This window comes from Parasphingopyxis marina (assembly GCF_014237875.1).
Lineage (GTDB): Bacteria > Pseudomonadota > Alphaproteobacteria > Sphingomonadales > Sphingomonadaceae > Parasphingopyxis > Parasphingopyxis marina.
On the sequence record NZ_JACJVJ010000002.1, the window covers coordinates 171276 to 197053 of the forward strand.

27 protein-coding genes are annotated in these 25778 nt (G+C 61.8%); 9 read left to right on the forward strand and 18 right to left on the reverse strand.

The window, feature by feature from the left end:
- Nucleotides 1-21 precede the first annotated feature (21 nt).
- From H6P80_RS09545 to dapA, 8 genes are all read right to left on the reverse strand, one after another.
- The gene (locus tag H6P80_RS09545) at nucleotides 22-531 is read right to left on the reverse strand and encodes a DUF4410 domain-containing protein (protein WP_185801170.1); all 510 of its coding nucleotides are present in this window, start codon (nucleotides 529-531) and stop codon (nucleotides 22-24) included.
- Nucleotides 532-677: 146 nt separating this feature from the next.
- Nucleotides 678-1304, reverse strand: coding sequence for a glutathione S-transferase family protein (locus H6P80_RS09550; RefSeq protein ID WP_185801171.1), 627 nt, complete (start codon nucleotides 1302-1304; stop codon nucleotides 678-680).
- A 114-nt stretch (nucleotides 1305-1418) separates the two neighbouring features.
- On the reverse strand, nucleotides 1419-2504 hold the full coding sequence (gene recA, locus H6P80_RS09555; protein ID WP_185801172.1) for a recombinase RecA: 1086 nt from the start codon (nucleotides 2502-2504) through the stop codon (nucleotides 1419-1421).
- Between the two features lie 93 nt (nucleotides 2505-2597).
- Entirely contained in the window at nucleotides 2598-2954 is a 357-nt protein-coding gene (locus tag H6P80_RS09560; protein WP_185801173.1) for a response regulator, read from the reverse strand.
- A gap of 69 nt (nucleotides 2955-3023) precedes the next feature.
- Nucleotides 3024-5459, reverse strand: a complete 2436-nt coding sequence (locus H6P80_RS09565) for a response regulator (protein ID WP_235973855.1) — start codon at nucleotides 5457-5459, stop codon at nucleotides 3024-3026.
- Nucleotides 5459-6037, reverse strand: coding sequence for a DUF2062 domain-containing protein (locus H6P80_RS09570; protein WP_185801174.1), 579 nt, complete (start codon nucleotides 6035-6037; stop codon nucleotides 5459-5461). Before H6P80_RS09570 ends, H6P80_RS09565 begins: the two co-directional genes overlap by 1 nt.
- Nucleotides 6030-6512, reverse strand: a complete 483-nt coding sequence (gene smpB / locus H6P80_RS09575) for an SsrA-binding protein SmpB (RefSeq protein ID WP_185801175.1) — start codon at nucleotides 6510-6512, stop codon at nucleotides 6030-6032. Before smpB ends, H6P80_RS09570 begins: the two co-directional genes overlap by 8 nt.
- Nucleotides 6513-6521: 9 nt before the next feature.
- The gene (gene dapA, locus H6P80_RS09580) at nucleotides 6522-7397 is read right to left on the reverse strand and encodes a 4-hydroxy-tetrahydrodipicolinate synthase (protein WP_185801176.1); all 876 of its coding nucleotides are present in this window, start codon (nucleotides 7395-7397) and stop codon (nucleotides 6522-6524) included.
- A 102-nt stretch (nucleotides 7398-7499) separates the two neighbouring features.
- Here dapA and H6P80_RS09585 point away from each other — a divergent pair, with 102 nt between their 5' ends.
- Both H6P80_RS09585 and greB read left to right on the forward strand, forming a co-directional pair.
- A complete protein-coding gene (locus tag H6P80_RS09585; protein ID WP_185801177.1) occupies nucleotides 7500-9515 on the forward strand; it encodes a lytic transglycosylase domain-containing protein in 2016 nt (671 codons plus the stop codon).
- A complete protein-coding gene (gene greB / locus H6P80_RS09590; RefSeq protein ID WP_185801178.1) occupies nucleotides 9515-9997 on the forward strand; it encodes a transcription elongation factor GreB in 483 nt (160 codons plus the stop codon). Before H6P80_RS09585 ends, greB begins: the two co-directional genes overlap by 1 nt.
- A gap of 4 nt (nucleotides 9998-10001) precedes the next feature.
- Here greB and H6P80_RS09595 read toward each other — a convergent pair whose 3' ends face one another.
- From H6P80_RS09595 to aspS, 4 genes are all read right to left on the reverse strand, one after another.
- A complete protein-coding gene (locus H6P80_RS09595; protein ID WP_185801179.1) occupies nucleotides 10002-10514 on the reverse strand; it encodes a cupin domain-containing protein in 513 nt (170 codons plus the stop codon).
- 24 nt (nucleotides 10515-10538) lie between these two features.
- Complete coding sequence (locus tag H6P80_RS09600) at nucleotides 10539-10970, reverse strand: hypothetical protein (RefSeq protein ID WP_185801180.1); 432 nt, start codon at nucleotides 10968-10970, stop codon at nucleotides 10539-10541.
- Between the two features lie 65 nt (nucleotides 10971-11035).
- A complete protein-coding gene (locus H6P80_RS09605) occupies nucleotides 11036-11821 on the reverse strand; it encodes a polyphosphate kinase 2 family protein (protein WP_185801181.1) in 786 nt (261 codons plus the stop codon).
- 18 nt (nucleotides 11822-11839) lie between these two features.
- Entirely contained in the window at nucleotides 11840-13630 is a 1791-nt protein-coding gene (aspS, locus tag H6P80_RS09610; RefSeq protein ID WP_185802086.1) for an aspartate--tRNA ligase, read from the reverse strand.
- 389 nt (nucleotides 13631-14019) lie between these two features.
- On the opposite strand from aspS, the gene H6P80_RS09615 reads away from it, so the two are divergent.
- The 3 genes from H6P80_RS09615 to H6P80_RS09625 all read left to right on the forward strand — a co-directional run bounded on the left by H6P80_RS09615 (nucleotide 14020) and on the right by H6P80_RS09625 (nucleotide 16141).
- On the forward strand, nucleotides 14020-14547 hold the full coding sequence (locus H6P80_RS09615) for a hypothetical protein (protein WP_185801182.1): 528 nt from the start codon (nucleotides 14020-14022) through the stop codon (nucleotides 14545-14547).
- Nucleotides 14548-14622: 75 nt separating this feature from the next.
- Complete coding sequence (rnd, locus tag H6P80_RS09620; protein WP_185801183.1) at nucleotides 14623-15804, forward strand: ribonuclease D; 1182 nt, start codon at nucleotides 14623-14625, stop codon at nucleotides 15802-15804.
- Nucleotides 15797-16141 carry an I78 family peptidase inhibitor gene (locus tag H6P80_RS09625; RefSeq protein WP_185801184.1) on the forward strand — a complete coding sequence of 115 codons (345 nt, stop codon included), beginning with the start codon at nucleotides 15797-15799 and terminating at the stop codon, nucleotides 16139-16141. Before rnd ends, H6P80_RS09625 begins: the two co-directional genes overlap by 8 nt.
- On the opposite strand, the gene H6P80_RS09630 is transcribed toward H6P80_RS09625, so the two are convergent.
- Genes H6P80_RS09630 through H6P80_RS09645 form a run of 4 tightly spaced genes read right to left on the reverse strand, consistent with a single transcriptional unit; the run spans nucleotide 16138 to nucleotide 21755 of the window.
- On the reverse strand, nucleotides 16138-17646 hold the full coding sequence (locus H6P80_RS09630) for a Ppx/GppA family phosphatase (protein WP_185801185.1): 1509 nt from the start codon (nucleotides 17644-17646) through the stop codon (nucleotides 16138-16140). The two genes, H6P80_RS09625 and H6P80_RS09630, sit on opposite strands and share 4 nt — an antisense overlap.
- 43 nt (nucleotides 17647-17689) lie before the next feature.
- Nucleotides 17690-19864 carry an RNA degradosome polyphosphate kinase gene (locus H6P80_RS09635; RefSeq protein ID WP_185801186.1) on the reverse strand — a complete coding sequence of 725 codons (2175 nt, stop codon included), beginning with the start codon at nucleotides 19862-19864 and terminating at the stop codon, nucleotides 17690-17692.
- Nucleotides 19865-19887: 23 nt separating this feature from the next.
- Nucleotides 19888-20493 (reverse strand): HdaA/DnaA family protein, encoded by a 606-nt coding sequence (locus H6P80_RS09640; RefSeq protein ID WP_185801187.1) that lies wholly within the window; start codon nucleotides 20491-20493, stop codon nucleotides 19888-19890.
- Nucleotides 20490-21755: a heavy-metal-associated domain-containing protein gene (locus tag H6P80_RS09645; RefSeq protein ID WP_185801188.1), complete on the reverse strand. Its 1266-nt coding sequence runs from the start codon at nucleotides 21753-21755 to the stop codon at nucleotides 20490-20492. The genes H6P80_RS09640 and H6P80_RS09645 overlap by 4 nt, the downstream gene beginning before the upstream one ends.
- 62 nt (nucleotides 21756-21817) lie before the next feature.
- On the opposite strand from H6P80_RS09645, the gene purM reads away from it, so the two are divergent.
- The 4 genes from purM to H6P80_RS09665 are packed head-to-tail and all read left to right on the forward strand — an operon-like array spanning nucleotide 21818 to nucleotide 24827.
- Nucleotides 21818-22924 carry a phosphoribosylformylglycinamidine cyclo-ligase gene (purM, locus tag H6P80_RS09650; RefSeq protein ID WP_185801189.1) on the forward strand — a complete coding sequence of 369 codons (1107 nt, stop codon included), beginning with the start codon at nucleotides 21818-21820 and terminating at the stop codon, nucleotides 22922-22924.
- Nucleotides 22917-23882 (forward strand): phosphoribosylglycinamide formyltransferase, encoded by a 966-nt coding sequence (purN, locus tag H6P80_RS09655; RefSeq protein ID WP_185801190.1) that lies wholly within the window; start codon nucleotides 22917-22919, stop codon nucleotides 23880-23882. Before purM ends, purN begins: the two co-directional genes overlap by 8 nt.
- The gene (locus tag H6P80_RS09660) at nucleotides 23863-24342 is read left to right on the forward strand and encodes a GNAT family N-acetyltransferase (protein ID WP_221892984.1); all 480 of its coding nucleotides are present in this window, start codon (nucleotides 23863-23865) and stop codon (nucleotides 24340-24342) included. The genes purN and H6P80_RS09660 overlap by 20 nt, the downstream gene beginning before the upstream one ends.
- A 59-nt stretch (nucleotides 24343-24401) precedes the next feature.
- Nucleotides 24402-24827 carry a hypothetical protein gene (locus H6P80_RS09665; RefSeq protein ID WP_185801191.1) on the forward strand — a complete coding sequence of 142 codons (426 nt, stop codon included), beginning with the start codon at nucleotides 24402-24404 and terminating at the stop codon, nucleotides 24825-24827.
- On the opposite strand, the gene ndk is transcribed toward H6P80_RS09665, so the two are convergent.
- Nucleotides 24824-25246: a nucleoside-diphosphate kinase gene (ndk, locus tag H6P80_RS09670; RefSeq protein ID WP_185801192.1), complete on the reverse strand. Its 423-nt coding sequence runs from the start codon at nucleotides 25244-25246 to the stop codon at nucleotides 24824-24826. The genes H6P80_RS09665 and ndk overlap by 4 nt on opposite strands.
- Nucleotides 25247-25334: 88 nt before the next feature.
- Nucleotides 25335-25772 carry a DNA polymerase III subunit chi gene (locus H6P80_RS09675; protein WP_185801193.1) on the reverse strand — a complete coding sequence of 146 codons (438 nt, stop codon included), beginning with the start codon at nucleotides 25770-25772 and terminating at the stop codon, nucleotides 25335-25337.
- Nucleotides 25773-25778 lie beyond the last annotated feature (6 nt).

A 25778-nucleotide genomic window follows, 5' to 3' on the forward strand; every position in this document is an offset into this window, starting at 1 on the left:
GAAAACCGACGCCCGAACATGCTATTGCGATGGGCCGCCGAAATTGTCGACCGCATAGGTGGCGATTTCCCGGGCTGCGCCGCGGATTGCCGAGCCCGCGTCCCCGCCGAAAAAGCCACCTCCCAGGCGGCCTTCCGACTGGATGACGGCCAGCGAATTGCCTTGTGGATCGAAGAATTCCGCGCGTACGACCATCCGGGCTTCGCCGCCTCCGAGCCCGCCGAGGAAATAGCGGGCGGCCTGGCTGCCTTCGTCGAAGGTCATGAAACCGTAGCGGACGGTGAGTTCGGAACCGCGCGCGAACGCCGCGGCGTTCTGCGCATCGCCGAAAAATTCCTCGTCCATATAGCGCTGCAATTCGTCCACCGAATCTTGCTCGACATCGATCGTGCCGCCGTCATATTCGAGCGTCACCGACTGGGCGGTATAGGCTGTTCGGTTCGGACTGATGACCATGTTGCTGCTGCCCGCGCAGGCGGAAAGGACAATGGTCGCCGCGACGGCGGCGATCAGGCTACGGATTTTTGTCATTGCGACCCCCTAAACTTTTTATGCGGAAAGATATTTCCGTATGTCTTTGAGCAATAGTTCCTTAGCCATGGCAACGCCCGATAGGTCCAGATCGCGCCCCAATGCGGAAACGCGGACCGGGCACCGTCCCGCCACGCCCCTATATTTTAGGCGAAAGCGTAGGGACCGCCTCGTTGCAGCGCTGTCTGATAGGCCGGCCGGGCATGGATTTTGTCGAGCCAGGCGAGAAGGTTGGGGTAACGGGCGTCCAGTCCGGCGCGCTGCTGGGATGCCTCCAGCGGAAAGCTCATCATCACGTCGGCCGCGGTGAAGCTCTCGCCGGTAAACCAGGGACGTTCGCCAAGTTCCGCGTTGAGCCAGGCGAGATGCTGCGAAAGCATCGCGAGAAGCGGCTTGCGCGCCGGGCGTCCGAGCAGGCCGAGCCGGTCCACGATCAGGATCGAGAGCAGGGGCGGCATCATCGATCCTTCCGCATAGTGGAGAAACTGGCGATAACGCTGGGTTTCGTCGATATGGGACGGTGCACCGAGCATACCATCGGCCTTGGCGACGAGATATTCCACGATAGCCCCGGTCTCTATCAGCGTTCTGCCATCGACTTCGATCATCGGCGATTTTCCTAACGGGTGGACGGCCTTGAGTTCGGCCGGCGCCAGCATCGACTTCTTGTCGCGTTCATAGCGTTTGACCTCAAAGTCGAGGCCCAGTTCTTCGAGCAGCCAGAGGATGCGCTGCGAACGCGAATTTTCGAGATGATGGACGATAACGGTCATGGCGTAATTTCCCTGCGGTGCGGCCCATCTTGGCTAAGGCCAAGCTACCCGAAAAGCAAAAGGCCCGCCCGGAAGGGCGAGCCTTTCACGAAAGCCGTAGCGGCAGTTGCGGATTTATTCCTCGCCGCCCTCTTCGTCATCGATATCGGGGCCGGCCATCATCTCTTCGGCGACCTCTTCCTCTTTGCCGCGAATGGCGCGTTCGAGCTGTTCGCAAATCTCCGGATTTTCCTTGAGGAAGGACTTGGAGTTTTCGCGGCCCTGCCCGATCCGCGTCGAATCATAGGAGAACCAAGCGCCCGACTTTTCGACGATACCGGCCTTCACGCCGAGATCGAGAATCTCGCCGACCTTGGAAATGCCCTGGCCGTACATGATGTCGAATTCGACCTGCTTGAACGGCGGCGCGACCTTGTTCTTGACGACCTTTACGCGTGTCGTGTTGCCGACGATTTCGTCGCGGTCCTTGATCTGGCCGATCCGGCGGATATCGAGCCTGACCGACGCGTAGAATTTGAGCGCATTGCCACCGGCCGTGGTCTCCGGGCTGCCGTACATCACACCGATCTTCATGCGGATCTGGTTGATGAAGATCACCATGCATTTCGACCGGTTGATCGACCCGGTGAGTTTACGCAGCGCCTGGCTCATCAACCGGGCCTGCAGGCCGACATGGCTGTCACCCATTTCACCCTCGATTTCGGCGCGCGGCACGAGCGCGGCAACCGAATCGATGACGAGCACATCGATGGCGTTGGAACGCACCAGCGTGTCGGCGATTTCCAGCGCCTGTTCGCCGGTATCGGGCTGAGAAATGATCAGTTCGTCGATATTGACGCCAAGCTTCTTGGCATAGCCGGGATCGACCGCATGTTCGGCGTCGATGAATGCAGCGGTACCGCCATTCTTTTGCGCCTCGGCGATCGTGTGCAACGCCAGCGTGGTCTTGCCCGAACTTTCAGGCCCGTAGATTTCGACGACCCGCCCCTTGGGAAGACCGCCGATGCCGAGTGCGATATCGAGACCGAGCGAACCGGTAGAAATCGAATCGATTTCCAGTTTTTCGCGCGAGCCAAGCTTCATCGCGGAGCCTTTGCCGAAGGCCCGGTCGATTTGCGCGAGTGCGGCGTCGAGCGCCTTTTCTCTGTCGGTATCGTTCATGGTTTTTTCGGATTCTATGACTTTGAGTTGAGCTGCCATTACCTGTTTCCCTCCTAGAAGCTCCGCGTCGCGGGTTCAACGCTTGCGGATTATGTACACAGTTTGTTCCGAAAGAACAAGTAGGGAACGAATTCAGGAGGTGACGGCGCTGTTGATCGCGTTTCCGACGCTTTCGAGGGTGAAGGGTTTGCTGAGATAGGGCCGGCTGGAATGGCGTTGCGGCGGAGAATCGAGATCGCCTCCGCTGGCGAGCAGGAATGGCATATCGGCATCGTCCAGCGCGTCGGCGATCGGCCAGCTAGCCTTGCGATCCCGCAGATTGACGTCGAGTATCGCGACGTCGAACGCCCCTCCCGCAACCGCCGCCAATCCGTCTTCCAGATTGTCCGCGACACCGGTTACGCGGTGACCAAGCGTTTCGACGAAATCCTCGAGCATCATCGCGATCAGCGGCTCGTCTTCGACAATCAATATTCTTACGCCCGTCATATCCCGGCCTTACCGCCAAAGATTTGCAGGGCAAAGAGGCATCGCTGCGAATATGTCAGTAATTGCCGACTATTGCGGCTTGACGATCGCGGCTACGGCGTCGGCGAGTTGCTGCACCGAAAATGGTTTCGGAAGGAAATGCACCTGTTCGATGTCGATGGACTGACGCAGCTGTTCTTCGGCATAACCGGACATGAAGAGGATCGGGACATCGGGCAATGTCGTACGAAGTTCCTGTGCCATTGTCGGCCCGTCCATCCCTGGCATGACGACATCGGAAAGGATGAGATCGAAATCGGTCCGCGTGCCCACGACCTGCAGAGCATCCTCTCCGTCTCGGGCGGTTACGACGGTATAGCCTTGCCGTGAGAGTGCGCGTTCGACGACGGCGCGAACCATGTCTTCATCTTCGACAACCAGGATCGTGCCGCTTCCCCAGGGTTCGGCACCACCACCGTCCTTCGCCGGTATTTTCGCGGCGGCGGCTTTGGCGGGCGGCGCGGCCGGGGCTGGCACCGCATCGCCGCGATGGACCGGAAGATAGATGGTAAAGGCGGTGCCCTTGCCCAGTTCGGAATCGGCGAAGATATAACCGCCCGACTGTTTGACGATGCCATAGACGGTCGACAGGCCGAGCCCTGTCCCCTTTCCCACTTCCTTTGTCGTGTAAAAGGGTTCGAAGATCTTGATGAGCGCATCCGGCGAAATGCCGATACCGGTGTCCTTGACGCGGAGCGCCGTATAGTCGGCCGGCGGCATGATGTCTTCGCCCATCGCTTCGGCTTCGGTCGACGTCATCGCGAAGGTTTCGATCATCAAGGTGCCGCGCTCTTCCCCGTGCGCCGCCTGCATCGCGTCGCGCGCATTGACCGCCAGATTGACGATCACCTGCTCCAGCTGGCCGGGGTCTGCGCGTACCGGACCGAGATTGCGTCCGTGATGGACGGAGAGCTCGACGGTTTCGCCGAGCAGTCGCTTTAGGAGGTTGGAGACCTCCGAAACGACGTCGGGCAGTTGCAATATCTGGGGACGCAAGGTTTGCTGGCGTGAAAAGGCGAGTAGCTGACGGGTCAGCCCCGCCGCGCGATTGGAATTCGATTTGACCTGTTGAATGTCGTCATAATCGCTGTCGCCCGGCGAATGGCGCATTAACATCAGATCGCAATGGCCGATGATCGCCGTGAGGATATTGTTGAAATCGTGTGCGACGCCGCCTGCGAGCTGGCCGACCGCCTGCATCTTCGTTGCCTGGGCGACCTGACGCTTGAGTTTCTCGTCGTCGCTATTGTCCTTGAGGCTCAACAGCACGGCGGCGTCGCCCAGGCCGTGCGCTCCCGCCACGGTCATCGCCACGGTTTCGTCAGGCTGGTGCTTGAGGCGCAGCGCGATATCGGCGGATGTCGACGCGCTGTTCGCGAAACGGCGCACGGCATTGGCTACCGCCGTTTTATCCTCATCGACGACGAGGTCGCCGGGATAGACGGGCCGCTCATGTTCGCCGAGCCCGGCGGCGCGACGGAAGGCCGCATTCATGAACAACAGGCGGCCATCGCGCTCGGCGAGTGCCAGCCCGAGCGGAAGCATCGCAAGCAGGGCATGGACATGCTCGGCACCGGTTGCCTGCCCCGGCCCTGCAATCTCGTCGAGCATGAAGAAGGCAAGCGGATCGCCTTCCGGTCCGTCGGTCGGAATCGGTACCTGAACAAAGCGCAAAGGTGGCCCATTTTCGCCTTCCAGCGAAATCCGGATCATCCGGTCCTCGCCGGTTTCAAGCAGACCGGTGAAATCGCGTCCGCGCAGCTTGTCCGACGACGATCCCAGGGCGCGCTGGCGAAAGACGCGGTTGGCGGCAATCATCCTGCCCTTGCTGTCAACCAGGGCGGTCATCATGCCGGCAACGCCGAGCGCGGTGCCGGCGGCGCCCTCCATCAGCCGCCGGGCCTCGCCGATAAGATCGCTCGAGGCGGCGGGCAGGAAACGCCAGATCAGAAAATCGCCCTTCTCGCCCCCGCGTTCGACGCTTGCGTCATAGCTTCCCTGAGGGGTGCGGAGCGCCATCGCCTGCCCGTGCCCGTCGCGCCAGGCCGCGCGCCCGGCCTGGGTCAGCCGGTCCGGCCCGTCATCCTCGAACCGCAATCCCGGAGGCGTCGGCGCGCCCGGAAACTCGGTTTCAAAAGCACTGTTGGCAGCGATCAGCACGCCCTGGCGGTCTGTGACCGCGATTGCCGTCGTGCGGCCCTCGATCGTGGCCCGCACCAATGCGCGGTCCGGGCCGACCGCACCCACGGTGCCCGCGGGCCGCAATCGCGCCCAGAAAGTCGCGGCGGCGATGGCGGTCAGGAAAAAGGCGGCGAACCCGGCAGCAAAGAAAGGGCTTTCCAGGAGGAACATCAGCAACAGGGCCGATGCGAGCCCCAGAATCACGACGATGGCGAGAAGCGCCCGATCCGCAAAGGCCGTTGCCGCCGGGCGTTTGTCCTTTCCCTGCGGCGCGAGTGTAGCCATCAGTGCGCGAGCTCCCTGTGCCGCTTCTTCCAACGTCGGCCCACGCGATAGCGCCAAAACCAGCTTGCCGCCAAATAGCTTATCGCGGCGGAAATAACGGCAATCACCAAAAGCCCGCCAACAAGCGCCGGTGCGGCGTCGGTCGCAAGCCAGGCCAGCCATTGGGAGGCCGAGGCGCCATTTTCGTACATCACGCGAAAATGCGCGGGGTTCGCATGGAGCCCGAACACGTCATTACCGACAAACACCGCCGCAATCAGGATGAACGGCGTGGTGATGGGATTGCTCGCAAAGGTCGCGGCGGCGGCAACCGGGATATTCGCCCGGAACGGGAGCGCGAGCAGCGCCGAAGCGATGATCTGCAGCCCGGGGATCATCACGAAAATGCCGACAATCATGCCGAGCGCTGCCCCGCGCGGGACGGAGCGGCGGCTAAAGCGCCACAAATGGCTGTGCATGATGCGGGAAGCGAAGGGTTTGATAAACCGGTTCCTCGCCAGTTCTTCGCGGCTTGGCGAGTGGCGACGAACCCAGCGGACGAACGGGCCGCTTTCGCTGTTCTTGCGCCGCTTAGCCATGGTCTTTCAACAGGCGTCCCTGCTCCCTCTTCCAGTCGCGCGCCTTCTCCGTCTGGCGCTTGTCGTGCTGCTTCTTGCCCTTGGCGAGCGCCAGTTCGACCTTCGCCCTGCCCCGGCCGTTGAAATAGATCGAAAGCGGCACCAGCGTCATGCCCTTGCGCTCGACTGCACCGTGCAGCTTGTTGATCTCGTTGACGTGCAGCAGCAATTTCCGCCGCCGTTTCGGATCGTGATTGTGGCGGTTGCCGTGGCTGAATTCGGGGATGTTGGCGTTGATCAGCCAGACCTCGCCCCCCTCGACATCGGCATAGCTTTCGGCGATCGAGCCTTCGCCGAAGCGCAGGGCTTTCACCTCGGTCCCGGTCAGCGCTATTCCCGCCTCGAGTTTTTCCTCGATGGCATAGTCATAGCGCGCGCGCCGGTTCTCGGCGACGGTCTTCACCTTGTCGAATGTTTCAGGACGGGGCCGGGCCATGGAAAATCCTTAGAGCAGCCCCGCATGACTCAATGCTGAATCAACGGCTGCCTGTGCGTCTTCGGACGGCCATGTCATCGGCAGGCGCAGTTCGCCAGGGAAACCGGGCCGAACCTTGCTCAATGCATATTTGACCGGGCCTGGCGAGGCATCGGCGAACATTGCCTTGTGCAAGGGATACAACCGATCGTGAAGGCTTCGTGCCTTCGCCACGTCGCCGGCCGCCCAGGCCGCCTGGAATTCGCCGCAAAGCCGCGGTGCCGCGTTCGCCGTTACCGAGATGCACCCGACTCCGCCCATCGCATTGAACGCCAGGGCGAGATCGTCATTGCCCGAAATCTGGCAGAAATCTTCGCCGCAGGCGGCGCGCTGCTCAACGACGCGAGCAAGGTCGCCGGTCGCATCCTTTATGCCGACGATGCTCGGAAATTTCACGAGCCGTGCCATCGTCGAAACCGCGATATCGCTCGCCGTCCGGCTGGGGACATTATAGAGGACGATCGGCAAGTCGCACGCGCCAACGATCGCCTCGAAATGCCGATAGATTCCCTCCTGGCTCGGCCGGTTGTAGTAGGGCGGCACGAGGAGGCCGGCCGTTGCGCCCAGTTCCTGTGCCTTTTGCAGGTTCAGGATCGCGTTGCGCGTATCGTTGGATCCGCACCCGGCGATCACCGGCACCCGTCCGGCCGCCTGCTCGATACAGACGCGAACCACGTTGAAATGTTCATCGAACGCCTGGGTCGCCGCCTCGCCGGTTGTCCCGCAGGGGACGAGCGCGCTCGACCCTTCCGCAATCTGCCAGTCGATCAGACTCCGATAGGCGTCTTCGTCGAACGTTCCGTCGCGAAACGGCGTCACCAGAGCCGGAATCGACCCGCTGAACATAGAAATCTCCTTCACCTCAGGCGGTTTGCGCGGCATAGCGCCGCCCATATGGTTATGTGTCCGCCGAGGCGTTCACCGCCAGATAAGGATTGACCCCGCATTATGTCCAGCATGATCAAGCACACAATTACACTCGCCGCGCTCGCCGCCGCGACATTGACCGCATGCGCGCCCGCCGCCGCGCAATCGCTGACATCCGAACAGCGGGCCTGGTATGCGAACCGGCTCGGCGTATCCGGCAGCAATTCCGTCGGTTCCGTGCCGCGCGCCAATCCGCTCGGCGAAGCGATATTGCAGTGGAACCGGCTTCAGCAGAGCGATTCCCTGCCCTTCAACGACTATGCAAGCTTCCTCGTTTCGCACCCGGACTGGCCGGGCGAAGCGCGCATGCGTCGCGTAGCGGAAAACCAGATCCCGGCGACCGGAACCTCAGCCGCCTCGCTGATCGCCTTTTTCGACCGCCATCCCCCGGTGACGCCTTCTGGCGCGCTGCGCTACGCCGAAGCGCTGGCTGCTACGGGGCGAAACGAAGAAGCGCGGGAATCCGCCCGTCGCGGATGGCGCATGGGAGCGTTCAATCGCAACTCGGCCCCTGCCGACGAAGCCGCTCTGCTTGGTCGTTTCGGTTCGGCGCTTACGGCCGAGGACCATGACGCCCGGTTCGACGAATTGCTTTGGCAAGGCGATACAGGCGCGGCGGGCCGCGTCATTTCGCTGACATCGGCTTCCCGGCGCGATGCCCATTCCGCTCGGCTGAGGCTGGCGACCGGTGCCGGCGCGGAAGCCGGCGGCTCGGCGATGGGCGATCCCGGCTATGTCGCAGCGCGGGCAAGCTGGCTACGCAACAATGGACGGTCGGCAGAGGCGCGCAATCTGCTCGCCAACCGCACGGCCCTGCAATACCGGCCCAGCGATGCCGAAGAATGGTATGAAGTGCTGCTCACCAACGCCCGCTCCGCAGCCAATGATCGCCAATGGACGCTCGCCTACGGTATCGCGAGCCGGGTCGATGATGCTTTCGACCCGGGCACCGATGTCAGTGAACAGGCGCTTGGCGTGCGCGACGACTATACAAGCCTTGTCTGGCTGGCCGGAACCACAGCGCTTTGGGAGCAGAACCGGCCCACCGAGGCGATCGGCATGTTCGAGCGCTATGGCCGCGCTGCACGGACGCCGCAGACGCGCTCCAAGGGCTTTTACTGGGCGGGCCGAGCCGCTGAAGCTGCCGGACAGCGCGATGCGGCCAACCGCTTCTATGAGGAAGCAGCCGCCTATTACGATTATTTCTACGGGCAGCTCGCTACCGAACGGCTGGGTCGCTCCCTGAGCGTTCCCGTGGTTCGCCGGCAACCGCCCAGCACCGAAGCGCAGCAAGCCTTTTACGGCCGCGAAATTGTCCAGGCGATCCGCATGCTCGGTGAACTCGGCGCGTGGGACAAGCAGTCCGCCTTTTTGCGCGAACTCGCCCAACAGGTCGAAACCGACGACGAGCATCAGCTCGCAGCGATGCTCGCCTCGCAGCTCGGGCGCCAGGATCTGGCCGTGATGACCCATCGCAGCGCCCGGGTGAACGGCTTCGATGCCAGCGATTATGGCTATCCGACCGTGAATATGCCCGCTGGTACCGAGCGCTACTTCTCGATCGTTCATGCCATCGCGCGGCAGGAAAGCCAGTTCGATCCCCGCGCCGTCAGCCATGCCGGGGCCCGTGGGCTGATGCAGTTCATGCCGGCGACCGCGCAGGAGGTTTCACGCTGGATCGGCCGCGGGTACAGCCCATCGGCGTTGACCAGCGACCCGCAATATTCGATCCAGCTCGGCCGCGCCTATTACGAAAATCTCTATGAGCGCTGGGGCAATCACGTGCTGGCGGCGGCCAGCTACAATGCCGGGCCCGGCAACGTGAATCGTTGGATCCGCGCCAATGGCGATCCGCGTACGCCCGGCGTCGATATAGTCCGCTGGATTGAGGAAATTCCAATCTACGAGACCAAGAACTACGTCCAGCGCGTGATGGAAAATGCGGTGATGTATGATCTGCTGAATCCCAACCGGGCGTTCATTCGCAACACGACGACGCCCCTCACGCGCTATCTGGGCAAGTCTACGCCCGGTTGATGGCGGATCGGCCGAACTACATCACGCCGGCCGGCTACGCGGCGCTCAAGGCGGAATATGAGACGCTGTTCGGCAAGGACCGGCCTGCGCTGGTCGAGATAATCAGCTGGGCGGCCGGTAATGGCGACCGCAGCGAAAATGGCGACTATATCTACGGTCGCAAAAAGCTGCGCGAGATAGACCGGCGGCTGACCTTCCTCTCCAAGCGCATGAAAGCCGCGCAGGTCGTCGATCCCGTTCAGCAACCCGACAAGGACCGGATCTATTTCGGCGCGTCGGTGACCTTGGCCGACGACGATAACAATGAGCGCGTGGTGAAATTGGTCGGCGAAGATGAGGCGGATGCCTCGAACGGCCGGATCAGCTGGCATTCCCCGCTCGCCAACGCGCTGAAGCGCGCAAAGGTCGGCGACTGCCGGACGGTGCGGCTGCCCGGCGGCGAAAAGGAATGGGAAGTCGTCGCGATCAGCTACGAGGGCTGAGCGTTCAGGCCATCAGATCGAGCGGTTTTGGCAGCGTCTCGAGCAGCGCTTCATCGAACCGCGCATCGATGTGGAAGAAGGCGAGCCGGACGATCTTGTCCGTGCGGTTTTCCCAGGCATGGTCGGTGCCGCGCTGGACGGCGACATCGCCCTGTTTCAGCACGGTTTCGCTATCGGTGAGAAGCAGCACGACCTCGCCCTCGATCACGACCATGTAATCGAGCGTGCGGGTGCGGTGCATGACGGTGCGCTGACCGCCCATGCTTTCGGGATACATCTCGATGATCCGGATGAGATGCCCCGACGGCGGCATGATCGTGAAATTGCGATCATTCGGTTCGGCCTGTTCGGCCGTGAGCGTCGGCACGGGTTCGGGCGCGTTCCAGATCTCGATAAAATCCGCGCCGACGCCTTCACCCTGCATCGGATGATTTTGCGGCGGCGGGCCGTCTTCGAGGATCACCGATTTCCCGTTCGCGTCGTGCCCGGTGACGACGCGCCTTCCCGTGCCGGCCATATTTTCCCACCCGCTACCGTTGGATCAGTAGCGGTGTCTACCATAGCCGTTGGCGATATGGACCAGCGCGATGCGAATTTCGGCGTCGGTCAGCCGGTAATCGCGATCAGTATCGGCCCAGCGGCGGAAATAGGCGTTGGCCCGGTTGGCATCGCCACGGTCGACTTCGTTACGATAACCTAGCCGTAGAAGATCACGCACGAATTGCTGCCCTTCGCGGGTTTCGGCGAGCCAGGGGTCGAGCTGGCCGCGCTCACTGATCCGAAACGGCGTGTCGTAGCGGTCGCCATAGCCATGATCGCCGTAATAGCCGTTCCCGCCATTATAGTCGGCGTCGTAATAGCCGTCGCGCTCCCCATAATAGTCGTCCGATCCGCCATAGCCGGAATAGCTGTCGTAGGCGCAGCCGCTCAGCGTCACGCCCAGCATGCCCGTTGCCAGAAGAATTTTGCGCATGTCCCGCCTTTCACTTGGTTGCGGGAATATCGCACGGTCGCACCCGAAAGCGCAAACAGGGTCAATCAATCCTTGAGCTTTGTCCCCAATTGGGACTCGGCGAGTTTGACCAGGGCGGGATCGGCCTCGGGCGGGTCCATCGATACCGTTTCTTCGAGCCGCTCGGCAATATGAGTCATTGCCGCGATCCGTGCGGATTTCTTGTCGTTGCCATCAATCGCCTGCCAGGGCGCCCAGCGCGTGTCGGTGCGGGCGAACATGTCGTCCATCGCCTCGAGATAGGCGTCGCGCTTGGCCCGGTTGCGGAAATCGTCGGGTTTCAGCTTCCAGCGTTTCCAGGGGTTTTCGAGCCGGGCGCGAAAGCGTTTGTCCTGCTCTTCCTGCGTCACATGCATGAACAGCTTCACGATGGGCGTGCCGCTGTCCTTTTGCTGCGCTTCGAACTCGTTGATCTCATCATAGGCGCGCTTCCACTCGGCCTCGCTGCAATAGCCCTCGACCCGCTCGACAAGCACGCGGCCATACCAGGTGCGATCGAAAATCCCGATCTCCCCGATCCCGGGCAGCTTCTGCCAGAACCGCCAGAGATAATGATGCGCCAGCTCTTCCTTGGTCGGTGCGCCGATCGCCCAGACGTCATAATGGCGCGGTTCCCAACGCCCTACGAGACGACGGATCATGCCACCCTTCCCGCCTGCGTCCCAGCCCTCGACGGCGATCACGGCGCGTTTGTCGTTGACGATATAGCAGGCCTGCACCCGCGCGAGCCGCTCTTGTAGTTCGATCAGGGCATCGTCGTAATCGCCGTCGAACCCGGCGCCTTTTTCATAGTCTTTCAGGTCGATCGTCATATGCGGTCTTCCGGGCCGTTATCCGTCTTTCGGCGGCTCTACCACGCGGATATTAAGCTCGCGTAGCTGACGGGCGGACACTTCCGAAGGCGCCCCCATCATCAGGTCCTCGGCCTTCTGGTTCATCGGGAAGAGAACGACTTCGCGCAAATTCGGCTCGCCGGCGAGCAGCATGACGATGCGGTCGATGCCCGGCGCCGAGCCGCCATGGGGCGGGGCGCCGAATTTGAACGCGTTGATCATGCCCGAGAAGTTCTCGTCGACATCGGATTGGCTATAGCCGGCGATCTCGAACGCCTTGTACATGATATCAGGCCGGTGGTTCCGGATCGCACCCGAGCTGAGCTCCACGCCGTTGCAGACGATGTCGTACTGCCAGGCGCGGATATCGAGCGGGTCCTTCTCTTCCAGCGCTTCCATCCCGCCCTGCGGCATCGAGAAGGGGTTGTGGCTGAAATCGACCTTTTTCTGTTCCTCGTCATATTCGTACATCGGGAAATCGACGATCCAGCAGAATTTGAAGACACTCTCATCGATCAAACCAAGCTCTTCGCCAAGCCGCGTCCGCGCGGCGCCCGCCAATTTTGCTGCTTCGCCGGGCTTGCCGGCGGCAAAGAAAACGCTGTCGGCATCGCCAAGATCCAATTCTGCGAGCAGCTTCGCGGTTTTCTCTTCGCCATGGTTGTTGGCGATTGGACCGGAAGGTGCGCCTTCCTTGCGGTTGATATAGCCGAGGCCCGCAAAACCCTCGCCGCGCGCCCATTCGTTCATGCTGTCGAACCAGCGGCGCCCCCTATCGCCGGTGTTCGGGGCCGGGACCGCGCGGACGACACCGCCCGAGCCAACGATATTGGCGAACAGGCCGAAGTCCGACCCTTCGAAATGGCTGGAGACGTCGACGATCTCGATGGGATTACGCAGGTCCGGCTTGTCGGAGCCATATTTGAGCATCGCCTCGGCGAAGGGAATGCGGACGAAATCGGGATCGACGGTGCGGCCCTTGCCCTGCCAGTCGGCGAATTCCTGGAACACGCCGCAGAGCACGGGTTCGATGGCCTCGAAGACATCGTCCTGCGTCACGAAGCTCATTTCGAAATCGAGCTGGTAGAATTCGCCGGGAGAGCGATCCGCACGCGCGTCTTCGTCGCGGAAACAGGGCGCTATCTGGAAATATTTGTCGAAGCCGGCGACCATGATCAGCTGCTTGAACATCTGCGGTGCCTGCGGCAGCGCGTAGAACTTTCCGGGATGAACGCGGCTGGGGACAAGATAGTCGCGCGCGCCTTCGGGGCTGGAAGCCGTCAGGATCGGCGTCTGGAATTCAGTAAAGCCCTGCTTCACCATGCGGTTGCGGATCGAGGTGATGACCTCGGACCGCAGCATGATGTTCGCATGCATGCTTTCACGGCGCAGATCGAGATAGCGGTAGCGCAGGCGGATATCCTCGGGGTAATCAGCCTCGCCGGCCACCGGCATCGGCAATTCTTCGGCCGCCGACTGCACTTCAACCGATGTCGCCCGAATTTCGATCTCGCCGGTATCGAGTTTCGGGTTGATGAGATCGGTAGACCGCGCAACGACCTTGCCGGTCACCGTGATCACCGATTCCGCGCGCAAACTTTCCAAGGTTTCGAAGGCAGGGCCGTCGACCTCTGTCACGATCTGGGTGATGCCGAAATTGTCGCGCAGATCGACGAAAACGAGATCGCCATGATCCCGTTTGCGGTGGACCCATCCCGAGAGGCGGACCTCCTCGCCGACATGATGGCTGCGAAGTTCGGAACAATTGTGCGTGCGGTATGTGTGCATGTTCATGGGCGGCTCCATAGCGCAATCGCGTGGTCGGGCAAGCGGCGAAATATAGGTCTTGCGGCGGATCTCACACCTAACGCGGTTTTTCGAGCTGTTCTTGTTGACTCGCCGCCACCTCCATCTACGCAGGATTTGGAAACGGGTCGCGCTGGATAAAACAGGCGGATTCAGTGAAACGTTTCTTATCAGCTCCGGCCGTACCCATGGCACAGGCCATCGGCGGCTGTTCCCCGTTCGAAGATACCGAAGGCATGTCCGGTACGGCCAATCTTTGCGCCGGCTATACGACTTCGACGGCCAATCAGCTCAACGCGACATCGAACGCGCAGGATCGAAGATTGCATTTCGTACAAGCATGCCGAGTTCATGCCCTGAGCTTCGCTTGAATGGGATTTTCAAACCGAGAAAAAAGTGGAGTTTCACCAATGAAAATACGGATCAGTGGCTTCGTTCTTGCCGCCGCGCTGACTTTGCCGGCCTGCTCTGACGGCCTTACCGCGGAAGAGGAAATTGCGCAGATCGAAGCAGGGCGTGAAGCGGCAGCCAACCAGCAGGCCTCGCCGCAAGCACGATATGATCGGGCAGTCGAATGTGCGGCAACGGCGCTCAATGTTTCAAACGTGTTCGATGTTATCGCGTCGACCCATGACGATGGCGATCCGGCGCGGGCCGCGCAGGCACGGAGCGGTGCTCAGGACAATCTGGCCCAAGCGCGGATATTCGTTGGCCTGGCCGAGCAGATAGCCGCCGACCCCGGGATCGGAAAATCGCGGGACGCCGTGCTTGCGGATATCGACGTTGTCGACCGCCGGATTCGCCAGCGGGGCAGCAGTGCAGAGGATTTCACGACATTTGTCACCCAGATCGCCAGCGAGTCGGATCAATGCGACGCGGAGCGGGCAAGCCTCCAATAGGGAAATCGTCCAGCTTTCCACAAGATTGGCGTTTGAACCGGTGGCGCGCGCCGTAGGGGCGCCTAAGGTTTGGTCATGAAAATACACCCGGTGATCGAAGACAGCGATTCCCTGGCACAGCTTTGCTCCCGCATGGCTCAGTCGCATTTCGTCGCCGTCGACACCGAGTTCATGCGCGAAAGCACCTATTGGCCCGACCTGTGTCTGATCCAGATCGCGGACGGCAAGGAGGCCGCTGCCGTGGATCCCAAAGCGCAGGGACTCGACCTTTCCTCGCTGCTCGAACTGCTCGTGGATAATGAGGATGTGCTCAAGGTGTTTCACGCCGGCGGCCAGGATGTCGAGATCGTCTACAACCTGACGGGCCGGACGCCCCATCCCATCTTCGACACGCAAATCGCAGCCATGGCGCTGGGGCTGGGCGAGCAGATCGGCTATTCGAACCTCGTCGATGCGTTGCTGGGCCGGCAACTCGACAAGGGCGCGCGTTTTACCGACTGGGGCCGTCGCCCGCTCGACAAGCGACAACTCGACTATGCTGTCGCCGACGTTACCCATCTTGCGGAGCTGTTTCCCAACATGCTGGACGAACTCCGCAAAACCGGGCGGGGCGCCTGGATCGATGCCGAAATGGATAAGCTCGCCGATCCCTCCAATTACGAGAACGCGCCCGACGAAGCGTGGAAGCGCGTCCGCATCCAGAGCCGCAAGCCCGATGTCCTGGGACGGCTGAAGGCGCTGGCGGCCTGGCGCGAACGCGAGGCGCAGGACAAGAACCTTCCGCGTGGAAGGCTGCTTCGGGACGAAACGCTGGCCGATCTCGCCGCACACCCGCCCAGGCAGCAACAGGCGCTGGGCAAGGTTCGCGGTCTGCCTTCAAGCTGGGCCGGCAACGATATCGGCGGGCGACTGATGAACGTCATGACCAAGGCCGAAGCTTTGCCGGAAAACGAGTTGCCGTCGCGCAAGGACCGCAAGCCGGGTCTTGGCAAGGAAGGCGCGCTCGTCGCCGACCTTCTCAAATTGCTGCTCAAGATACGGGCGCGGGAGATCGGGGTTGCGCCGCGGCTTGTCGCGCGTGCCGACGAGTTGGAGCATCTCGCCGCGGGCCGCCGCGACGATTTGGGAATCCTCACGGGATGGCGCTATGAAGAATTCGGCCGTGACGCGGTCGATCTTGTGGAAGGGCGGCTGGCGTTCGCGGTCCGTGACGGCAAGCTCAAGATGACGCACGCGGAGGACAAAGAGGATGAATAGGTTTTTTTTCGCGATTGCCGCCACCGCTGTGCTGGCTGCTGGATGCGCCCCCGGCCTGGACGGTCATGACGATAGCTGGATGCCGCCGGCCGCCGACGGTTCGACTGGCGCGCCGATCCCCGTCGCCGGCGAGGGCCCCTGCGATGCTGAAGCGGCGCAGGGATATGTCGGCCAGCCGATATCAGAAGCGCTGGGCGTCGAGGCAATGCGGTATACGGGTGCGCGCGAACTGCGCTGGATTGCGCCCGACAGCTCGGTGACGATGGATTACCGGCCCACCCGGCTCAATATCGAATATGACGAAGCCCGCAACGTAACCGCCATTCGCTGCGGCTAGCGCAGTCGCATCTCGGGCTCTTTGCCAAAGGCGTCTGCAAGCTGGCGGTGGCGCTTGGCAACCGGCTCACCGTAAAGCTCGGCATCGCTATTATCGACATACAGGACGAGGCGATCGCCTTCGATCGCGATTTCGCTGAGCTCAAGCGGTCCGGCGACGCCGCCCGACAGCCGCTGACCGAGCCGCATAGCCAAGCCCCAGCGCGCGGACTGATCCAGTTCGTCCTGACTGCATAGGCTGACGAACTCGTCCACGCCGCCGGTGCCGCCGCCGAAATTGGTGAACAAGGCCTGGGCCATCTTGCCGCGCCCGTTGCTCTCGATCCCCACCCAGTTGCCGTGCAGCGCCATCTCCAGCCCGCGTTCGGCGCGAAACTCGGGATGCGCGCGCCAACCGGTATCCGCGAGCAGGCAGGCGGCGAGCCGGAGGCGCTTGTCGGTATCGGACTCGGCTTGAAACAGTGGCGCGATCCAGCGGTTGAGAAGGTCTCCATGTTCGGGGAAGCGGCCCTGCCGCTCTCCTTCGTCGCGGGTCGCTGCGATCAGTGGATCGATGGCGCGGGTTTCATCGTCGAGACGCTCGTAGAGTAACCCCTCGCGCAGCCCATAGGCCGAGACGATGAGTTCCCCGAGGCCAATCTGCTTGACCAGTTGGGACAATATCGCCGCACCATCTGGAAGATTGGGGATACGCTGGGCCGCGAGCGAGGGAACTCCGTTGAGTTTGGACGTGTCGATATGGGCAAGCAATCGCACCAGGCGCGCCGGACGATCGGGTTGCATCGTATAATGATGGACGATCGGCAGCGGAAATTTCGTTCGGTGCATATCCACACGGGCAAGCGCGCGCCACGATCCGCCGACAAGGTAGAAAGGCTGGCCGGCGCATTGATGCACCCAATCCGCCGATTTCAGCGCCTTGGCCACCGCCCGCTTGAGCGCGCCTTTTTTCTTCTTCTCGCGCAGTTCGGCGACCCGCAAAACGCCGAGGGGAAAAGATACGCGCTCCCTGACTTCGCCGTCGGAAATTCGCGCCAGTTCGAGGCTGCCCCCACCCAGGTCGCCGACCAGCCCTTCGGCATCAGGGATTGCCGACAACACCCCGAGCGCGGCAAGTTTTGCTTCATCCTCGCCGGAGAGCAACCGTACCGGCAGCCCGATGGCTTCGAGCTGGGCGATAAAGGCCGGACCATTCGGGGCATCGCGCACTGCCGCCGTAGCCACCGTGCGCAGATCGGTGACGTTCATTTCGCTCGCAAGCAGACGGAAGCGCCGCAATGTTTCCATTGCCGCCGCGATCGCCTTGTCGCAGAGGCCGCCGTCCTCGCGCCGCTCCGCGCCAAGGCCGACCATCACCTTTTCGTTGAACAGGAATGCGGGGAGCCGGCCATGGCCGTCAAAAACGACGAGCCGGATGGAATTCGAACCGATATCGATGACGGCGGTGCGCCCCTCCCCCTCGGCAGGGTCGTTTTCCTCAGGACGGAAAAGCGAAATCACAGCCATTGACGCGAGACCCTAAACGGTTGGGAGACGGCCGGATACCGCCTTATCCACGCCTTTTGACGCTGAGTTTCTTGGGCATCGAGCCCTGTTCCTGCAACGCTGCGCCCCGGCCTGACAGCGACGGGTTGGTCATGAAATAGCGATGCAGGTTGAATGGCCGGGCGTGTCCGGGCTGGATCCGCGCATAGCGGCCGTCCGGGCCCAGCTGCCAGCTCTGTTCGTTGTCGATCAGATTGGCGACCATCACCTGGTCGAGAATCTGGGCATGCACGGTCGGGTTCTGGATCGGCATCATATATTCGACGCGTCGATCGAAATTTCGCGGCATCCAGTCGGCCGAGCTGATGTAAATCTTCGCCTTGCGATTGGGCAGCGCAGCGCCGTTCCCGAAACAGGCGATGCGGCTATGTTCGAGGAACCGTCCGACGACCGAACGAACCCGGATATTTTCCGACATGCCGGAAACGCCGGGCTTCAGGCAGCAAATGCCGCGAATGATCAACTCGATCTGCACACCCTCGTTCGATGCCTCATAAAGCTTTTCAATGATCGCCGGATCCACCAGCGAATTCATCTTCGCCCACACTGCGCCATCCTTGCCGGCGCGGACATTCGCGATCTCCGCATCGATCAGGCCCATCAGGTCGTTGCGCATGTCGCGCGGCGACATCGAAATCAACTCCAGATTTTCCGGCTGAACATAGCCGGTGATATAGTTGAATAGCTGCGCCGCATCCCTTCCGGCACGCGGATCGGCGGTGAAGAAGCTGAGATCGGTATATATCTTGGCGGTGACCGGGTGATAGTTGCCGGTTCCGAAATGGCAGTAGGTCTTGTGCCCGCCGTCTTCCTTGCGGACGACCATCGTAACCTTGGCGTGGGTTTTCCATTCGATGAAACCATAGACGACCTGCACGCCCGCGCGTTCCAGTGCGTTCGCCCAGAGCAGGTTTTGTTCCTCGTCGAACCGCGCCTTCAATTCGACGACCGCAGTAACCGATTTTCCCGCCTCGGCCGCATCGATCAACGCGCGAATGACGGCGGATTGCTTGCCGGCGCGGTACAGGGTCTGCTTGATCGCCACGACATCGGGATCGTCGGCCGCCTGTTTCAACAGCGCGACGACGACGTCGAACGTCTCATAGGGATGGTGGACGACAATATCCTTGGTCTTGATCGCCGCGAAACAGTCTCCGCCATGTTCGCGGATGCGCTCGGGAAAGCGCGGACTGAAGGGCGGGAATTTAAGATCCGGCCGATCTTCCTCAACCAATTGTTCCAGATCCGATACGCCCAGAAAACCACTGGATTCGGCAACAATCGCATCGGATCCGCCCATCTCCTTGCGGATCAGCTGTTCGATATCTCCGGGAATGTCGGCCTCGAGCTTCAGCCGGATCACCCTGCCCCGCCGCCGCCGCTTGATCGCGCTGCGGAAATAGCGAACGAGATCCTCGGCTTCTTCCTCCACCTCGATGTCACTATCGCGGATGATCCGAAATGCGCCCTGCCCCAGCACGTCATAACCAGGGAAAAGAATATGCGTGAAGCGCCGGATGACCGTCTCGATTGCCGCGTAACGCGCGGTTTCGCCGGGAATTCGGACGAAGCGGGGCAAGGTCGTCGGCACCATCAAGAGTTCGCGGATCGGCGCGCCATCGCTCTTGCGCTTCAGATCGAAAACGAGACTGAAGCCCTTGTTCGGAATGAAGGGAAACGGATGGGCCGGATCGAGCGCCTGTGGCGTCAGAACGGGGAAAATATGTTCGTGGAAATGCGCGGCGAGCCATTTTTCGGCATCGCCCGTAATCTCGGTATCGGACAGCACGAATATTTCGGCCTCAGCCATCAGCCCGCGCAATTCTTCCCAAACGCGCTGCTGCTCGTCCATCAGCGCATTGGCGCGCTCCGAAACCGCGACAAGTTGCTGGGTGGGCGTCATCCCGTCGGTCGAACGCAGTTCCACGCCTTGCAGTTGCTGGCCCTTGAGACCGGCGACCCGGACCATGAAGAATTCATCGAGATTGTTGCCCGATATCGACAGGAAGCGCAGCCGTTCCAGCAGCGGATGAGCGTCGTTTCCAGCCTCTTCCAGCACGCGTTCGTTAAAGCCGAGCCAGCTTAGCTCGCGGTTGAAATAGCGATGCTCGGTACCCGGCTCCGCTTCCGTCTCACGCGAAAAATCTTCGGTGATATGTTCAGGATTATACTCGTCCATAGCCGCTTTTAGCGTATGGATGATTACACGTCGATGAAACCGAGCGCATTCATCGCATCGCGAACAAGGCCCAGCGAAATCCGGCTTTGCCTTTCGAAAGCCATCCGGTCGATGGTTTCGATCAGCTGGTGGAGCGCGTAATGGCTGCGTTCCATCCGTTTCAGCAGATAGTCGATTGCATTTTGCGGTACCGCCAGCCCTTCGGCACCGAAATGCCGGTGAAGTCTTTGCTCGATCAGCGCGTCGCCGGGCTCCTCGATCTGGATCTTGGGGGTCGCCGCGATCCGCGTACGCAGGTCGGGAAGCGCGATTTTCCATCGCGGAGGCGGTTCGTCGGCAATGATGAGCAGCGGTATCTTGCTGCTCTGCGCTGCATTCCAGGCATGGAACAGCGATTCTTCGTCTGACAGATCGGCATCGTCGATAACTGTCCCGCCGGTCCTGCCGGCAAACAGCCGGCCGAGCGAGGAGCGCCCCGATTTGCGGGGGCCGGTCAGCAGCGCCGCCGGAACCGGCCAATGTTGCCAATGGCCGAGATGTCGCAGGGCTTCGCTGTTGCTTGCGTCGACGATGAACGCGTTGTCGCCGCCGTCTTCGGGCAGGGCAAGCGGCAGTGCGAACTGGCTCATTCGCTTTCCGGCGGCGCGGCCCTGCTGATCCTCAAGGTGCCGGCACCGCGTTGAACGGTGAAGCCACGCGCAGCGAGCGCCGAAGCCAGCGTATCGAGATCGCCGATATAATTGACCTCCATCAGCGAAACGCCGCCGACGGCGAGGCTGGAGGTGCTGGCGCCGCGCACCCCCGGCGTGCCCCGTACAGCCGCTTCGCTGGACCGGACCGCGTTCGCATCGGGCGTTACGACCTGAATCGTGTATCGGCCGGTAGACGTCGCCTGTTCGGTGTTCACGGCCTCCACAGTGGTCCGCGGTGCCTGGGCCACGCTTTCATCGAGCTGGTCGAGCGCCTCTTCCAGCGCATCCTCGTCGATACCGAATTCGAAATTCAGCGAAGGATCGGGCCGGAGACGGCCATCTTCAAGCGCCGCAGCATAGGCGGCGTCGATCCGGCTCACGCCCGCGTCGAGAAGCTGGTCGAGACTGTCGCTGCTCCGCACACGGAGCGAGAATTGCGTGATCAGCGTGCGGTCCGGACCGTGATAGGCGACGAAACGGCCGACGACCGGCCCGCCCGGATAGGAATATTGAAGATGGACGACCGGCACGACGACGTCGGCGGCGCCATAGGAATCGAGCAGGAATCGCCACCAGCCACGACCTGGTCGGCCCGTCTGGCCGACGGTCAGTAGCATCGGCGTCGCACCGGATGCGCTCGCGCGGACATAATCGATCGGGCTTTCGCCGGTGCGGAACCGCACCCAGGCATTCTGCCATGGCGTCCGTTCCTCGAAACCTTGCGGGGTCGATCCGATCCATTGGACCGGTACGACCAGCATCGGTGGCGATCGGCGGATAACGCCCGACACACCGAGATACCGGCTCGCACGGGCGCGATCGAACATCACGCCGAGCCGCGCGACATAACGGGTCGGTCCGATCTGCTCTTCCTCGACGATGATGCCGGTGACGATGGCGCTCAGCGATTCATCGCTGAGATTGGGGGCCGAATTGCTGTGGCCGCCCGTGATCCGGTTCCACAGCATCCGCCAGCCAACCCGCTCTGCGCGCGTCCAGGCGATACGGCGGGCATCCTCGGCATTCTCGCCCGAAGCATCGACCGTTATTCCCGTGACCTCATAATTGGCGGAGACATCGAACCCGAAATCACGCGGGTTTTGCGGGTCCTCCTGCTGCGCATACAGGATCCCGGTTGCCCCCAATGCCAGCGCAGCCAGTGCGCCGAGCGCCTTCAGATTCTTTTTTACTAACTGCATTGGGGGCCTTTTGACGACTTGCCCGTGGAAATCCAAGAGCGATGTGGCTAGTCGCTATAAACATGAACGCCAAGCACAATTCTCCCGAATCCTACAGCTACGAAAAGGCCGGGGTTTCCATCGCGGCCGGCAACGCCCTGGTGAAGGCCATAGCGCCGCTCGCACGAGCTACCGCGCGCCCCGGGGCCGATGCCGATCTCGGCGGATTCGGCGGCTTTTTCGATCTCAAGGCGGCAGGCTATTCGGACCCGTTGCTCGTTGCCGCCAATGACGGGGTCGGCACCAAGGTAAAACTTGCCATCGATTACGACCGACATGACCGGATTGGCATCGATCTCGTCGCGATGTGCGTCAACGATCTGATCGTCCAGGGTGCCGAACCGCTATTTTTCCTCGATTATTTCGCGACAGGAAAGCTTGACGGGGGCGTTGCCGAGCGCGTCGTCGCGGGAATCGCCGAAGGCTGCAAGATCGCAGGCTGTGCGCTGATCGGCGGTGAAACGGCGGAAATGCCGGGCATGTACGCCGACGGCGATTATGATCTCGCCGGATTCTGCGTCGGCGCCGTCGAGCGCGGCGAGGCGTTGACCGGAGACGGAGTGGCCGCTGGCGATGTCATCCTCGGCCTCGCCTCTTCCGGCGTACACTCCAACGGCTATTCGCTCGTCCGCAAGCTGGCGGCCGACAAGGGTTGGAAGCTGGACCGTCCCGCCCCTTTCGATCAGGATCGGCTGCTCGTCGATGCGCTGATCGAACCGACAAAGATTTACGTTAAATCGCTGTTGCCGCTGGTCAGGGGTGGCAAGATCAAGGCGATGGCGCATATCACCGGCGGCGGCCTGTTGGAAAATATCCCGCGCGTGCTCGGCGACGGGCTTCATGCCCATGTCGAGGCGGGAAACTGGCCGCAGCCGCGGCTGATGGCGTTCCTGCAGGCGCAGGGGAATATCGAACCGGCTGAAATGGCGCGGACTTTCAATTGCGGAATCGGCATGGCGATCCTTGTTGCTCAGGACGTTGCTGAAGAAGTCGAAGCAGCGCTCGCCGAAGCCGGCGAGACCGTCCACCGTATCGGCCGGATCGAAGCCAGCGAAAAGGGCTGCACCGTTTCGGGTTCGGCGGACGACTGGTCGGCGATGGTCGCCTGGAGCGCCACCCATAATGGCTGACCGCGCGCGCGTCGCCGTGCTGATCTCCGGCCGGGGATCGAATATGGCGGCGCTGCTCTATGCGGCGAAAAGCGGAAATTGTCCCTATGAGATCGCCCTCGTCGCGGCCAATGATCCGGACGCGGCCGGACTGATATTGGCGAAAGCCGAAGGCGTTCCGGTTTTCGCGCAGAGCCACAAGGGCATGAAGCGCGGCGAATTCGACGTGATCCTGGACCGCGAAATTCGCAACGCCGGCGCCGACTATGTCGCGCTTGCCGGCTACATGCGGCTGCTCTCGCCAGAATTCGTTGGCAAGTGGAAGGATCGTATCCTCAACATCCATCCCTCGCTGCTGCCCAGATATAAGGGGCTCGACACGCATGAGCGTGCTATCAAGGCGGGCGATACGGTATCGGGGTGCACGGTCCATCTGGTGACGGCGGAACTCGACGACGGGCCCGTTCTCGGCCAGACCGAAGTCGCGATCCTGCCCGGCGACACGTCCGATACCTTGGCCGCGCGCATCCTGTTCGCCGAGCACCAACTCTATTCGCGCGTGCTCTCCGATTATGTTTCGCGCGAACTCGATCCCGACTGGCTCGTCGAAAAGGTAGGCGAGCTGGCGCTGGCGTTGCCCGAGACGCATTTCCGCGAATCGCATGGCGCACCGGGCTGGCGGGTCGGCAGCGAAAGCACCGGCAAGTTTTTTGCCTATGTCTCGGTCCGGCATCATGGCGAGGATGCGATCGCCCTGCTCGCCAAGACGAGCGGCCCTGACGAGATGGCCGCGCTGATCGAGGCCGAGCCGGAGCTATACTATCGCCCCGCTTACTACGGCGCCTCGGGCTGGATCGCGGTCCGCCTCGATACCGGGAACACCGATTGGAACCATATCGAAGCATGGCTGCGGAAAAGCTGGAGCATGGTCGCGCCGAAAAAGCTTACGCGGTTGTTTGATGCCGCCGCCGAATTCTGAACTGCCCGCGCTGACGATTGAACGGGCTGACCCCCGCAGCCCGGATGCGGTGGTCCTGCTCGACCGCCTTTCGAACGCCTTGGCGGCAATGACCGGCTCGAGCGGCCGAGGGTCTTTCGACATCACTGATATCGACGGGGAACGTGCGGCGTTCCTGCTCGCATATGACGAAGAAGGGCGCGCCGTCGGCTGCGGCAGCTATCGGCCCTTTTCGCCGGACGAAGCGGAAATCAAACGCATGCTCGCTTTGCCCGGCACCCGCGGTGTCGGCGGTGCGCTGCTGGTTACGCTCGAACGGATGGCGTGCGCCGACGGCTATGCGACGGCACTGGTCGAGACGCGCAAAGTCAACCAACGAGCCGTTGGGTTTTACGAACGCCACGGATACCGGCGGATACCGAATTACGGGAAGTATCGCGGGCGGCCGGAAGCCGTCTGTTTCTCCAAATCGCTAGGTTGAATGTTCTGCGCGTGATCTGAGTCACATCGCGTCACCTGGTCCGCGGGCATATTCCGGTCATGAAAAATCGCACTTCCAGGATCGGCCGTATAGCCGCGATCGCCGCCATGATGGGCCTGCTCGTTTCGGGCGCCGCGCACATTTCGGCCCAAGCCAGTCGCGCCGCGGTCGATCTCTCATCGGATACCGGGCGTTTCGAACTCGCCGATCACATCGAAGAGCTCGTCCGCGACCGACGGGACCTCGAAATTGAACCTGCCGGCTATGCGCGCCGCTACGGCCAGACCGGTCCGGGTGCGAGCGAGCCCGACACCGATCTTGTCTATGGTGTTTATGAGAATATGGGACCAAATATCGGCGCCGTCACATGGACTGACGAAGCGTTGGTGCCGAGCATCGACGATGGCGGCTGCGCGGCGGTCGAACTGACCTACAGCATCAATCGCGACGAGATCGTGTCGATCCGCTGCAACGGTGTTGCCTAACCGACGATTTCGCCTTCGTCGAAGAAGAAGGCGATCTCGATAGCCGCATTTTCGTCGCTATCCGATCCGTGAACGCTGTTCGCCTCGATCGATTCTGCGAAGGTCTTACGGATCGTACCCTCCTCGGCGTCGGCAGGGTTGGTCGCGCCCATGATCTTCCGGTTGCGAACCACGGCATCCTCGCCTTCGAGCACCTGCACGACGACCGGGCCAGACATCATGAAATCGACGAGTTCGCCAAAAAACGGACGTTCCTTGTGCACCGCGTAAAAGCCTTCGGCCTGTTCGCGCGTCATGTGGATGCGCTTGGAGGCAATGACGCGCAGCCCGGCTTCTTCGAGCATCTTGGTGACCGCACCCGTCAGGTTCCGGCGGGTGGCATCGGGCTTGATGATCGAGAAGGTGCGTGACACGGCCATGGCGGCGGAACTCCGAATATTTCTGTTGTTGGAAAGTCGCGCGTGCCCCTAGGCAATGTTGCGCGGCAAGGCAAGTGTTTCGGCGGTTCTAGGGCCCCTGCCTCCATCGACCATGGTCTTGTTTCCAGTAACGCGGCTCGACGCTGTCCTTCGCCATGAGAGACCGCCAGGCCGAGCGCGCATCATCGAGCATCGCTTCGTCGAACAGGTAGAAGACTCGATCGAAACCGAGAGCTTCGTCGCGCCACTGTCCGTCGGCGAGCATGACGAACCTCGCAGCGTTGCCGGCGGCCGGTTCATCGGAAAGCAGTACGACCTGTTCGGCGTCGCTGCCGGCCCCTGCCTTCCCATGCGGCAGGAAGGACGCGGCTTCATGCGTCCACAACGCCTCGTCTAGCAGGTCCAGAAGCCGATCCTCGGCGGCAACGATCAGCAGGCGCTCACCGGTTTCCGCGACTTTCGTGGCGAGTTGCGGCACGACTTTCTCAATCGGTGTCCCGGCAAGCTGATAGAAATCGACCTGCACCCGGCT